This window comes from Nostocoides australiense Ben110 (genome assembly GCF_001050535.1).
Lineage (GTDB): Bacteria > Actinomycetota > Actinomycetes > Actinomycetales > Dermatophilaceae > Nostocoides_A > Nostocoides_A australiense.
The window spans coordinates 3,525,413-3,537,422 of record NZ_HG764815.1 but is presented as its reverse complement, the minus strand read 5'-3'; the positions used below and the strand labels follow the sequence as shown (position 1 = coordinate 3,537,422).

The 12,010-nt window shown below is 69.2% G+C and carries 13 protein-coding genes and 1 pseudogene; 9 read left to right on the top strand and 5 right to left on the bottom strand.

Features of this window, described 5'->3' with window-relative positions; translation table 11 throughout:
- Positions 1 to 449: helix-turn-helix transcriptional regulator (locus BN11_RS17280; RefSeq protein ID WP_157044411.1), on the bottom strand; the 449-nt coding region annotated here is incomplete at its 3' end.
- 94 nt (positions 450 to 543) lie between these two features.
- Between BN11_RS17280 and BN11_RS17275 the strand changes: the two genes are divergently transcribed.
- Complete coding sequence (locus BN11_RS17275; RefSeq protein ID WP_048699563.1) at positions 544 to 1,260, top strand: alpha/beta fold hydrolase; 717 nt, start codon at positions 544 to 546, stop codon at positions 1,258 to 1,260.
- Here BN11_RS17275 and BN11_RS17270 read toward each other — a convergent pair.
- On the bottom strand, positions 1,223 to 1,996 hold the full coding sequence (locus tag BN11_RS17270) for a thioesterase family protein (RefSeq protein ID WP_048699562.1): 774 nt from the start codon (positions 1,994 to 1,996) through the stop codon (positions 1,223 to 1,225). The genes BN11_RS17275 and BN11_RS17270 overlap by 38 nt on opposite strands.
- A gap of 84 nt (positions 1,997 to 2,080) precedes the next feature.
- On the opposite strand from BN11_RS17270, the gene BN11_RS17265 reads away from it, so the two are divergent.
- The 3 genes from BN11_RS17265 to BN11_RS17255 are packed head-to-tail and all read left to right on the top strand — an operon-like array spanning position 2,081 to position 5,109.
- Complete coding sequence (locus BN11_RS17265; RefSeq protein WP_048699561.1) at positions 2,081 to 4,105, top strand: NADPH-dependent 2,4-dienoyl-CoA reductase; 2,025 nt, start codon at positions 2,081 to 2,083, stop codon at positions 4,103 to 4,105.
- Positions 4,106 to 4,133: 28 nt separating this feature from the next.
- Complete coding sequence (locus BN11_RS17260) at positions 4,134 to 4,547, top strand: nuclear transport factor 2 family protein (RefSeq protein ID WP_048699560.1); 414 nt, start codon at positions 4,134 to 4,136, stop codon at positions 4,545 to 4,547.
- Between the two features lie 4 nt (positions 4,548 to 4,551).
- Positions 4,552 to 5,109, top strand: coding sequence for a PadR family transcriptional regulator (locus BN11_RS17255; RefSeq protein WP_048699559.1), 558 nt, complete (start codon positions 4,552 to 4,554; stop codon positions 5,107 to 5,109).
- Here the strand turns inward: BN11_RS17255 and BN11_RS17250 are convergent.
- On the bottom strand, positions 5,106 to 6,617 hold the full coding sequence (locus tag BN11_RS17250; RefSeq protein ID WP_162213275.1) for a WS/DGAT domain-containing protein: 1,512 nt from the start codon (positions 6,615 to 6,617) through the stop codon (positions 5,106 to 5,108). The genes BN11_RS17255 and BN11_RS17250 overlap by 4 nt on opposite strands.
- Before the next feature lie 64 nt (positions 6,618 to 6,681).
- Here BN11_RS17250 and BN11_RS17245 point away from each other — a divergent pair, with 64 nt between their 5' ends.
- From BN11_RS17245 to BN11_RS17235, 3 genes are all read left to right on the top strand, one after another.
- Positions 6,682 to 7,164, top strand: coding sequence for a DUF2505 domain-containing protein (locus tag BN11_RS17245; protein ID WP_048699557.1), 483 nt, complete (start codon positions 6,682 to 6,684; stop codon positions 7,162 to 7,164).
- Positions 7,165 to 7,239: 75 nt separating this feature from the next.
- A complete protein-coding gene (locus BN11_RS17240; RefSeq protein WP_048699556.1) occupies positions 7,240 to 8,001 on the top strand; it encodes an IclR family transcriptional regulator in 762 nt (253 codons plus the stop codon).
- A gap of 110 nt (positions 8,002 to 8,111) precedes the next feature.
- Positions 8,112 to 9,320, top strand: a complete 1,209-nt coding sequence (locus BN11_RS17235; protein WP_048699555.1) for a 4-hydroxybenzoate 3-monooxygenase — start codon at positions 8,112 to 8,114, stop codon at positions 9,318 to 9,320.
- A gap of 8 nt (positions 9,321 to 9,328) precedes the next feature.
- On the opposite strand, the gene BN11_RS17230 is transcribed toward BN11_RS17235, so the two are convergent.
- Positions 9,329 to 9,748, bottom strand: coding sequence for a cytochrome P450 family protein (locus tag BN11_RS17230; RefSeq protein ID WP_048699554.1), 420 nt, complete (start codon positions 9,746 to 9,748; stop codon positions 9,329 to 9,331).
- On the opposite strand from BN11_RS17230, the pseudogene BN11_RS26350 reads away from it, so the two are divergent.
- Positions 9,713 to 10,405: pseudogene (locus BN11_RS26350) on the top strand (IclR family transcriptional regulator); the annotation flags it as partial. The gene BN11_RS17230 and the pseudogene BN11_RS26350 sit on opposite strands and share 36 nt — an antisense overlap.
- Before the next feature lie 71 nt (positions 10,406 to 10,476).
- The gene (locus BN11_RS26345) at positions 10,477 to 10,770 is read left to right on the top strand and encodes an IclR family transcriptional regulator (protein WP_048699553.1); all 294 of its coding nucleotides are present in this window, start codon (positions 10,477 to 10,479) and stop codon (positions 10,768 to 10,770) included.
- 2 nt (positions 10,771 to 10,772) lie between these two features.
- Here BN11_RS26345 and BN11_RS17220 read toward each other — a convergent pair whose 3' ends face one another.
- Complete coding sequence (locus tag BN11_RS17220) at positions 10,773 to 11,495, bottom strand: substrate-binding domain-containing protein (RefSeq protein ID WP_053084163.1); 723 nt, start codon at positions 11,493 to 11,495, stop codon at positions 10,773 to 10,775.
- Positions 11,496 to 12,010: the final 515 nt, after the last annotated feature.

Here is a 12,010-nt window from a genome sequence, read left to right as displayed (position 1 = left end):
CCGCCCGCCCCCCCCGCCGTGATCGCCGGGTCGGGCCGGGGCCGGTGCCGGTCGGGGGCGGCGACGGCATTGGCGCGCATCGTGGCCGCCGGCCGGCCGACGGCCTCGGGCAGCGCCCGGATGATCTTGCCCAGCGCCGAACCGACAGGGTCGTCGGGATCGGCGGCCGCATGGTGTCCGTCGAGGGTGGCCATGACGAGGCCGAGCGCTTCGGTGGCACTGAAAACCAGTGGGGGAAGCCGCAATCCGCGCCCCAGTCGGTAGCCGCCGTAAGGACCGCGCACCGACTCGATAGGGATATCGGCGTCGCGGAGGGTCTGCACGTAGCGGCGGGCGGCGCGCTCTGTCACGTCCAGCGCGGCACCGAGTTCGGTTGCCGTGATGCCCGGGCGGGAGGAGATCGCGTCCAGCGCGCACAGCGCGCGTGCGGTGGGGTTGGCGGACGGCACACCCACCAGGTTACGGACGATGCGGAACGTTTCTGTCCGGAATCATCTCTAGGGTCCTCGACGTCATCACCTCAACGACGGAGAAGGACCAACCATGGACATCATTCTCGCCGGCGGACTGTGGCTCGACGGTCGCGCCTGGGACGCGGTGCTTCCGGGGCTCGAGGCCCGCGGCCACCGCGGCGTGCCCGTAACCCTGCCGGGTCAGGGCGACGGCAACCCCACAGCCACCCTCGACGATCAGCTCGAGGCGATCCTTGCCAAGGTCGATGCCGCGGCCGACCCGCCGCTCGTCGTCGGCCACTCGGCCGCCTGTACGCTCGCGGGCCTCACGGCGGACCGGCGTCCCGACGCCGTGGCCGCGATCGCCCTCATCGGCGGATTCCCCAGCACGGCCGGCGATCAGTATGCGGCGTTCTTCCCCATGGAGAACGGCGGCATGGCATTCCCCGGGTGGGAACCGTTCGAGGGCCCCGACTCCGGCGACCTGAGCGCGGAAATGAAGGCGGAGATCGAGGTGCGCGCGGTGCCGGTGCCGGAGGGAGTCGCGACGGCCGTGGTCACCTACGGCGACGAGCGACGGCATACCGTCCCCACATTCCTCATCTGCCCGGAGTTCAGTCCCAAGCAGGCACAGGAGTGGATGGACAGCGGCCAGGTCCCGGAACTGGTCGCCCAGGCGCCGACCCTCGTCGACATCGACTCGGGGCACTGGCCGATGTTCAGCGCGCCGGAAGCGCTCGCCGAGGTGCTCGCCGGAATCGCCGACAGTCTCACCCCAGCGGGCGCACCGTCAGGAACTGCGAGCTGACGCCGATCGGGCCGGCCGGTGCGTGCAGGACACTCGTCGTCACGCCGATTCCGCTGGCGCCGAAAGAGACTGAGGTGTCGAAGCCGATCCAGTCCGGATCGGGGTCGGCGAAGAAGTGCGCGGTGAGGTCGACATTGGGGAAGGCAACCTGGCGCGGGTCGTGACGCACCGTCATGCCGTTGGAGATGTCCAGCAAACCCGCAACGCGAGCGAGTGGGCTGACCTCCTCACCGTCGACGAGCGGCAGGCCGGTGCGGACCCAGAAGTGGGCGCGGCCCGGCTCATCCTGGGCGCGCCGCACCTCCACCGACTCGATGAAGCCACCGGGCCACACCTCGCTCGCGGGCCACACCGGCGTCTGGTCAGGCCCGGGTATGCCGGGCAGCGGGCTCGCCGCCACCGAGCTCGTGTCGCGGGTCGCCATCAGCCAGGCTCGCGCGACGACGATCGCGCGGCCGGCGTGGGTCATCGTTGCCTCGGCCAGTTCGATGGTGCGACCGGGGCGCAGCACGCGGGTCTCCACCTCGACATCGGCGACGGGCACCGTGCCGAGGATGTCGTAGGAGAGGCGGCCGATGACAAGGCCGTCGTTGCGCCGAGCGTCCCGGTCCCGTTCGATGCAATGCGCGATCAGTCCCAGCGACGGGGCGATGTGCTGCTCGCTGACCTCCCACGCGCCGCTGACATGCTCGGTCGCGCAGAAGCTCGTCGGTCCGGTGCGCTCGAAATAGGCCACCACATCAGGGTATGGCGGCAGTGGCACAGGCCATAGTGGCCACCCTCTGGCCCCGAATACTAAATTTGTTGCATACTGGCAAACATGACTAGCTCGACGGCCTACCCCCACCTCCTCGCCCCGCTCGACCTGGGCTTCACCAGCCTCCCCAATCGGGTGATCATGGGGTCGATGCACGTGGGCCTGGAGGAGGCTCCTGGCGGATTCGAGAGGATGGCGGCCTTCTATGCCGAGCGGGCCCGAGGTGGCGTCGGGCTCATCGTCACCGGCGGTATCTCCCCCAACGAAGCAGGGCGTCCCTACCCGGGCGGGGCCATGCTGACCACGCCGGACGAGGCCGAGAAACACCGCCTCATCACCGCGGCGGTGCACGCCGAGGGCGGCAAGATCGCCATGCAGATCCTGCACTTCGGCCGCTATGCCTATCACCCGGATCTGGTGGGGCCCAGCCGGATTCAGGCGCCGATCAGCCCCTTCCCGCCGCACGAACTGACCGGCGCGGAGATCGAGCAGACGATCCGCGACTACGCCCGGTGCGCGCAGCTGGCCCGGGAGGCCGGCTACGACGGCGTGGAGATCATGGCATCGGAGGGCTACTTCATCAACGAGTTCATCGCCGCCGAGACCAACAAACGCACGGACGAGTGGGGCGGCTCCTACGAGAACCGGATGCGGCTGCCCGTCGAGATCGTCAAGGCCGTCCGCGCAGCCGTGGGCGAAGACTTCATCATCATCTTCCGGCTCTCGATGCTCGACCTGGTGCCGGGCGGTTCGACTTTCGAGGAGGTCGTGCGGCTCGGCAAGGAGATCGAGGCCGCAGGCGTCACGATCATCAACACGGGCATCGGCTGGCACGAGGCGCGCATCCCCACCATCGCCACCCCAGTCCCGCGAGGTGCCTTCGCGTGGGTCACGAAGAAGCTCATGGGTTCGGTATCGGTGCCGCTGGTCACGACGAACCGGATCAACACACCCGAACGCGCCGAAGAACTGCTCGCGGGCGGGTATGCCGACCTGGTCTCGATGGCGCGCCCGCTGCTCGCCGACCCCGACTTCGTCGCCAAGACTGCCGCCGGTGCGCCCGAGACGATCAACACGTGCATCGGCTGCAACCAGGCCTGCCTCGACCACACCTTCGCCATGAAGATCACCTCCTGCCTGGTCAATCCGCGCGCCTGCCACGAGACCGAATTGACCTTGGCGCCAACACGATTGCGCAAGCGCGTGGCGGTTGTCGGCGCGGGCCCGGCCGGGTTGGCCGCCGCGACGACGGCGGCCGAGCGGGGTCACGCGGTGACCCTGTATGACGCGGCCGACCGGATCGGCGGGCAGCTCAATGTCGCGCGGGAGGTGCCGGGCAAGCAGGAGTTCGACGAAACGATCCGGTATTTCCGCAACCGGCTGGAAGCGCTGAGTGTCGACGTGCGCCTGGGCGCCATGGCCAGCGCGGCCGACCTTGCGGAATACGACGAGGTTGTCATCGCGACCGGGGTCACGCCGCGCGTCCCGGACCTGCAGGGAGTCGACCACCCGAAGGTCCTCGGCTATCTCGACGTGCTGGCCGGCAAGGCGCCCGTCGGCGAGAAGGTCGCCATCCTCGGCGCCGGCGGCATCGGATTCGACGTCGCCGAGTACCTCACCGACTCCGGCGCCGACACCAGCCGGGACATTCCCGCCTTCCTCGCCGCATGGGGTGTCGATGCGGACCACCTGACGCCCGGCGGGCTCACCGAGCCGGCGCGGCATACCTCCCCCCGGAAGGTGACACTGCTGCAGCGCAAGGGTTCCAAGGTGGGCGCCAATCTCGGCAAGACGACGGGCTGGATCCACCGGACGGAACTGAAGAACCGCGGCGTGGAGATGATCCCCGGCGCGACATACGACCGCGTCGACGACGCCGGCCTGCACTTCACGGTCATGGGGCATGAGCACGTGCTCGATGTCGACAACGTCGTCCTGTGCACCGGGCAGGAACCCAACCGCCGGCTGTATGACGAACTGGCCGCGGCCGGTGTGACCACCCACCTCATCGGCGGCGCCGACGTCGCCGCCGAACTCGACGCCAAACGCGCCATCGATCAGGGCACTCGCGTCGCGGCCGAGATCTGAGATAGGCACCAGGACAAGGAGTTTCACCATGAAAACCTTCCGAGAGGCCGTCGAGAGCCGCGACCTGGACGCGGCCGAGGCGCTGCTCGCCGACGACATCGTCTTCCGCAGCCCGGTGGTGCACACGCCCTACCCGGGCAAGGCGATCACCGCGGCCATCCTGCGCCACGTCATCGAGGTCTTCGAGGACTTCCACTACGTGCGCGAGCTGTCCGACGGTCCGAACCACGCCCTGATCTTCCAGGCGAAAGTCGACGGTCTCGACATCACCGGGTGCGACTTCCTCGTCATGAACGAGGAGGGAAAGATCGCCGACTTCATGGTGATGACCCGCCCCTTCAAGGCGACCCAGGCCCTGATGGCGCACATGGGAGCCCGGTTCGATCAGATCAAGGCCGACGCCCTGTCCGCGATGGCCATCGGCCGCAGCGGCGAGGGCTGATCGGGTGGCACTGCAGGACGCGATCCTGGTGACTCTGGCCAATGGCGAGTCGTCGGGCTATGACCTGGCCAAGTCCTTCGACGTCACGGTCGCGAACTATTGGACGGCCACCGCCCAGCAGCTCTACCGCGAGCTGGACAAGATGGCTGCCGAGGGCTTGGTGTCGGCACGCGTCGTCGAGCAGGAGCGCCGGCCCAACAAGCGCGTCTTCGCCCTGACCGAGGCCGGCTGGACGGCGCTGCGCGAGATGACGACCCGGACACCGAAGCCCACCGCCATCCGTGACGAACTCCTGGTCCAGGTCGAGGCGATCGACCACGGGAGCGAGGACACCGTCCGAGCGGCCATCACGGCGAAACGTGATGCGTCACATGAGAAACTTGCACGCTATCTTCGCCGCCGCGCCGCCATGCTCGACGGGCGGGACGAGGCGGCATACCTGCGGCAAGCCCGGCGCCTCGGCCCCTATCTCACGCTCGCGCGAGGCATCGCCTTCGAGGAGGAGAACATCGCCTGGTGCGACTGGGTGCTCGCCGTGACCGACCCCGGCGACGGTGCCTAGTACCGGCCGGCCAGGGAGCCGTTGGTGAGATCGTCGAGCGACTCGGCGACCAGGTCGGCGATCCGTTGCGGGTCGCGGACCAAGGCGGCGTCGGCGCTGATCCCGATGCCGATGCGCCCGGCATACGTGAAGATGCACAGACCGAGGGTCTGATCCCCGGAGAGGGGCACCCACCCGAGGACCGACTCCACGCGCGCCCCGGCGAGGTTGAGCGGTGATTGCGGGCCCGGCACATTGGTCAGCTGGCCGACGCACTTGTCGGCGAGATAGTTGCGGACACCGGCTGACAACATCCGGGGGCCGAGCGCCAACGTCTGCAGGATGGTGTAGGCGACGTGCGGCTCGAGCGAATGCTTGGTCCGGTTCATCATCGAGCGGGTGGCGCGCAGGGCATCGATCGGGTCGTTGATCCCGACCGGCATCCGGAACATCACGAGGCTGAAGTGGTTGCCGAGGTCGGGCGGCAACTCGGCGTCGAGGGGGGCCAAGGAGATCGGCACGAGCCAGTTGAGAGCGCCGCCGGTCACGGGGGTGCCCTCTTCGGCCAGATAGGTCGTCAGGGCGCGGGAGACGCTGCTCATGAGCACGTCGTTGACGGTCGCGTGCCGGTCGCGTGCCAGGGCCTTGACCTCATCGAGGGGGATGTCGTCGACCCAGCCCACTTTCTTCTCCAGGCCAGGCGTGCCGGACCAGGCGAGTTTGGGACTGCGCGGCTCGAAGACCAGCCGGAAGACGGCGCGGCTGGTGTTGACGAAGGTGTTGTCCTCGGCGGTGAAAGAGGCCAGCCCCTCGACGACCTCACCCGGCACCTGGCGGATGGTCCCGGGGCGCCGGATCACCCGGCGGGCGGTCTCGCTCACCGCGTGCGGGAGCCGCGTGAGCTGTTTCATGGCGTCCGGCGCCCCGACCGGGCTCGTCGCGCGCGCCAGGTCGCCGGCGTCGTGCACGACGTGCCGGCCGACGAACTCGAACAGATCGAGCGGGCCACCTGGCGCGTGCCGGTCGCCGACCCGGGCGACACTGTGCTCGCCGGCGTCGTGGTCGCACATGTTCAGCAGCAGCTGCGTCGAGCGGATGCCGTCGGTGATGCCGTGGTGGATCCGGATGAACAGCACCGACTCGTGGCCGTCGCCGATGCCGGTGAGCAGTTCCATGCTCCACAACGGCCGCCCGGACGGGAACGGGGTGCCGAAGCACGTCGACAGGTGGTCTTGCACATCGGCCTTCGTGCTGCCCTTCGGCATCCGGCGCTGCGTGACGTGCCGAGAGATGTCGAAGTCGGGGTCGGGCTCCCAGAACCAGGCGCCGCCGTCCTGCACCGCCCGGCAGCCCATCACCGGATGCTTGCCGACGACCCGCTCCTCGATCACCTCGACGAGGTCCGCGAAGTCGGGCGTCGAGCGCATCCAGAGCAGCGCGTTGATGTACATCAGGTTGTTGGGCTTGTCCATGAACAGCCAGGTCTGGTCGTGGACAGGGATCGGCATTCGCGCCGGGGGTTCACTCACATGTCCACTAGATCACGTCCGGCCGGGCCTGCGAAAGTGCGCGCGGGGCGGCACAGTGGAGGGTATGCAGTTCCGCACCGAGATGCGCTATCCCGCTCCCCCTGCGGAGGTCTACGCGATGCTTGCCGACCCTGGCTTCCGGGAGCAGGTCTGCGTCGATCAGGACGTCATCTCGGCCGACGTCGACGTCACCTCGAACGGGGACCTGATGAGCGTGCGCATCGATCAGGTGCAGCCCACCCAAGGCGTCCCCTCCTTCGCCAAGCCGGTCGTCGGGGAGACCTCGCGGGCCGTGCAGATCGAGGAGTGGACCGACCAGACCTCGGCTGCCCTGGAGATCAAGACGCCGGGAAAGCCGGCGACGATGAAAGGCACGATCACCCTGACCCCGGAGGACGACGGCACCCTCGAAGTGGTCGAACTCACGATCAAAGTGTCGGTCCCGTTGGTCGGCGGCCGGATCGAGAAGCTGCTCGGCGACCTGGTGCGGCGGAGCACCTCGGCCGAGCGGGAAACCGGGATGCGTTGGCTCGCCGCCATGGATTGAGGGCTGGGTCCGAACGAGAGGCATCCCGCGCGGCCGCCGGCCGACATCCCCTTTCCGGGGTGCCAGACTGACCGGGTGGCGGATCAGCTGACGGCAGCCGGCAAGGCCCTCGCCGTGCTGGGCACCTTCACCCGGGACCGGCCGAGCCAATCGCTCAGCCAGATCGCCAACCGCACCGGGCTGGCCCTGAGCACCACCCACCGAGTCGTCACCGAACTGGCGCAATGGGGCGCGCTCGAACGGACCGACGAGGGCGACTGGCACATTGGGTTGCGGCTGTGGGAGGTGGGGTCGGTATGCCCGCGCGGCCAGATCCTGCGCGACGTCGCCCTGCCCTATATGCAGGATCTCTACGAGGTGACCCACGAGAACATCCAGCTCGCTGTGCGCGAGGGAACGGAGATGGTATTCGTCGAGCGCATAGCGGGTCACCGGTCCGTCGAACTGCGGACGATGGTGGGCGCGCGGCACCCCCTCCTCGGGACGGCCATGGGAATGGTGCTTCTCGCTTACGCCCCCAACGAGATTCGCGAGGCTGTGCTCGCCGGCCCGATGGACCGGCATACACCGCACACGGTGACCGACCCCAAGACGCTGCGGGCGATGCTCGCCCAGACCCGACGCGCCACGTGTGCCGTCAACGACCGGCAGTTCCAGGACCACACGGTGGGGGTGGCGGCCCCGGTGCGCCTCGGGGAGCACGGTGACGTCGAGGCCGCCCTCGGTATCGTCGTCGCCGGCCAGACCGGTGCGGCGGTGCGCCAGTTGCGCCACCCCGTACTCGCCGCCGCCCGGGCCATCTCGAACGTCCTCGGTCAGCGGGCCGGCACCCGTTGATTGACGGCTCACCCCACGGCCCTGCTTCCGCGTGACGGAAGCGGCGTCGCGCGAGGGGCCCCCGCTGTTCGAGAGTGGGGGGACTGCATACGGAACGGAAGGACCGCCCAATGACGAGCGCCCCCATCGACACGACGACGACGGCGCCGGTCGCCATCGTCGGCGCCGGGCCCGCCGGCCTGATGCTGGCCCACCGCCTCGGGCGGGTGGGGATCGAGTGCGTGAACATCGATATCCGCACCCGCGAGGAAATCGAGACGACACACCGGGCGGGGATCATCGAAGCCGTTGCGGCACAAGACTTGGTCGACACCGGAGTCTCCGACCGCATCCTGCGCGACGGTCACGAGCACCCGGGCGTGGATCTGCGGTTCGGCGGCCAGAGCCATCGGATCGACTTCCAGGAGCACGTGGGGGCGAGCGTCTGGCTCTATCCGCAGACCGACGTCTTCATCGACCTCGCCGACGCGCGGGCGCGTGATGGTGGGACCGTCCATTTCGGCGTCACCGACACCGAGGTCGGCGACGTCATCACCGAGCAGCCCTATATGCGGTTCACGGCCGCCGACGGCGCCCGGCACGAGGTCCGGGCACAGTTCCTCGTCGGCGCCGACGGCTCACGCAGTGTCTGCCGCGACCTGGTGCCCGAGGGTGAGCGGACCCAATACTTCCGCGAATACCCGTTCGCGTGGTTCGGTTTCATGACCCAGGCTCCGCAGAGCGCGCCCGAGTTGGTCTACACCCACTCACCGCACGGTTTCGCGCTGCTCAGCCAGCGCACTGACACCGTCCAGCGGATGTACTTCCAATGCGACCCAGAGGAGTCGGTCGACGCCTGGAGCGATGAGCGCATCTGGGAGAAGATGCAGCAGATCGTCGCCGGGCCGGATGGCTTCACCTGCCAGGAGGGCCCGGTCCTGGAGAAGACCGTGCTGCGGTTCCGCTCCTTCGTGCAGCAGCCCATGCGCTATGGCACCCTCTTGCTGGCCGGCGACGCCGCGCACACTGTCCCGCCGACGGGTGCCCGCGGTCTCAACCTCGCCCTCCACGATGTGAAAGTCCTTGCGGGAGTGCTGCAACGGGCGGTCGGATCCGAGGGCGAGTCCGCGCTGGCGGACTATGAGCCGGGAGCGCTGGAGCGGGTATGGCGCGCCCAGAACTTCTCCTACTGGATGACGCAGATGCTGCACGCCGCCCCTGGCGCCAGCGACTTCGACCTGCGCCGCCAGATGGGTGAACTCGACAATGTCGTCGCCACCCGCGCGGGCCGCACCTACCTCGCCGAGCAGTACACCGGCTGGCCCAGCGACGAGCGCTGACGATCAGGTCACCCGGACGATCGGCAAGGACTGACCCGGACCGGCATCGACTCCCAGCCACGCAGGGTGTTGTTGAGATGGCGGCGGGGAGGGGCGGCAAGCGATGCTCGAGACCCGATCCAGCAGCGCGCCCAGGACGGCCATCGCCTCGAAGCGGGCCACAAGCTGGCCGACGCACTGATGCAGGCCCATCCGAATCCGGCGTGCCCGGACGGGTCGCGGGTCAGGTCGTAGCGGTCCGGGTCGGCCCAGTGGCGCGGGTCGCGGTTCGCCGAACCGAGAAACATCAGCACTACGACACCGTCGGGCAGCACCACATCTATGTGGGCGCCAGGCGCCCAGTCGGGCAGGCGTGAGCCGTCGGGCCGCGCGAGGGTGAACTCGACGATCGAGTGGGTCAGGTCGCGCCGCTCGCGCACGACGACCATGTCCGGTGCGAGAGCCCGCGGCGGGCGCGAGACTCGGTGGCGCCGCAGTCATTCGATCAGCCTCTGGGCTGCAGGGTCGGTGTTTCGGCGAGGCTAGCGCGGTCGTCGTGCCGCCGACCCGCGGCTTCCTTTCAACGGAAGTCCGTATGCTGCGGGCATGGCTCGTGCTTCGGCCGGCGAATCGGCTCTCCACCGGCACCTGCGCGTCCTCGACGCTTTCGATGTCCGGCGCCCATTCCTCACGCTGACCGGGATCGCCCAGCGATCGGGCTGCCCCTCTCCACCGCGTACCGCCTGGTATCCGAACTGACACGTGAAGGCTTGCTCGAACGCCTGCCCGACGGCACCTTCCGCCTCGGAATTCGTTTGTGGGAGTTCGCATCCCGCACACCTGACGCGCTCGGCCTGCTCGAGGTGGCGCGACCGTGGATGCAGGCCGTCCAGGACCGCATACGGCAGCACACCCAGCTCGGCGTCCTTTCCGGGCGCGACGTGCTCTTCATCGAGCGAATCTCCGACCCGGCCGCGGTCGTCAACGCGACCCGCATCGGCGGCCGGCTCGCGCTGCCGCTCAGTTCGAGCGGATTGGTACTCCTCGCCCACGCCGATGCGAATCTGGTCGACCGAGTGATTCAGGCCGGCTGGCCGCGTCCCACCTCGAAGGCTCTTCGAGACGGCCCGCGCTACGGGCCGCCCTGCGGCACGTCCGCAGCCGCAGGTATGCCGCCTTGGACGGCCACATCCACCTCGACTCTCGCGGCATCGCGGTCCCGGTGCTCGGCCCCCTGGGGTCGGTGTATGCCGCGCTCAGTGTCGTCGTGCCCAATGACCACTCGCCGCCCCAGCGGCTCGTCGACCTGTTGACGGTCGCCGCCGCGGGGATCGCGCGGGCGTTGCGGGCGGCATACCTCCCCGACGGTGCGGCGGCCTCCGATGCGGTCCGCGTGCAGCCCTTGATCAGCACGTCGAAGGCGACCCTCGACTACTTCACGTCATTGGATCCAGCATCATCGAGGTCGTGACCTCATCCTCCCGCCGGCGTCATCCCGCAACCTGTCACGATCGCTGAGTAGGCGGGGTCCGCCATCCGCGACAGGGCGCCGGAGGCCACGTCCGGCCGTCCGGAGGCCGCGAGCACACCGCCGGAGAAGACCGTGGTGACCGCGCACTCACCGGGGAGGGGGCCAAGCACCCGGACACCCGGCATACCCGCGAGCTCGCTGTTCTGCTGCAACCCCACGTCGGCCTCGCCGTCGGTGAGCAGCCGGCCGACCGGGACGCCCGGGCGGGCCTGCACGAGACGGCCGTCGATCTCCGGACGCAGGCCCCACGCCTCCAGCTGGCGGAGCAGCGCGGTCCCGCTCGGCCCGGTGGAGTAGCCGATCCGGAGGTCGCCGGAGATCAACTCGCGTATAGCTCGCGGCGACGAGACGTCGGGCACCTCGGCACTGTCGGGGATGGCAATGACCATGTCGCTGCGAAAGAGCGGGCGGACCGAGTCGGCGATGACATGGCCCTCGTCGGCCAGCGTGCGCATCGCGTCCGCACCGAGCACGACCAGGTCGGCGGCATCGCCCGCCCGGACCCGATCGGCCATGATGACGCCGCCGCCCGACTCGAACTCGATCGCCACCCCTTCGGCGGTGCACCGCTGGGCGAGCTGCGCGAGGACCTCCTTCGTGGCCATGGACGAGAGCCCTTGGAGAGCGGCCGCGGCGTTCGGCTGGGGGGTGAAGGTCTTGGCCATGCCCTCATGATGCCCGCGCTCGGCGGGGACCGACCAGCGTCGCGCCCCAGCGGCTTTACGAGACTCCCCCGCCACCACGTGCCTGGGGTTGCCGTCACCGCGAGCGCGAATCCGACGACCTTCCCCTCGACGCGTGCGAGCGCCAGCCGCGAGCCCTGCCGCTCGACGGCATACTGCCGCACTCGATCGGTGAACTTGTCGGCCTGCTCGGCCGTCTCGCGGTAGGGCGCTTGCGCGAACGCCGCGTCCCCAGCGCTAGTCAGGGGCCTGCGACGTAAAAGCCGATTCCGACTCCCGGTGTGCGACAATCGCCCTGACCCGGCGATCTAGATCGCGCCCCCTCGGTTCCGCCCTTCATAATGCTCGCGACCACCAACGCAGATCCACAGTGTTGCGCCGTCCCGCTCCCGGACGGCAGCACTGTCCTGGCCTCGAGCAGCGGCCGGTCGGCGCGTCTGTGGGACCCCTCCACGGGTACCCAGATCGGGGAGCCCCTGACCGGCCACACCGGTGCG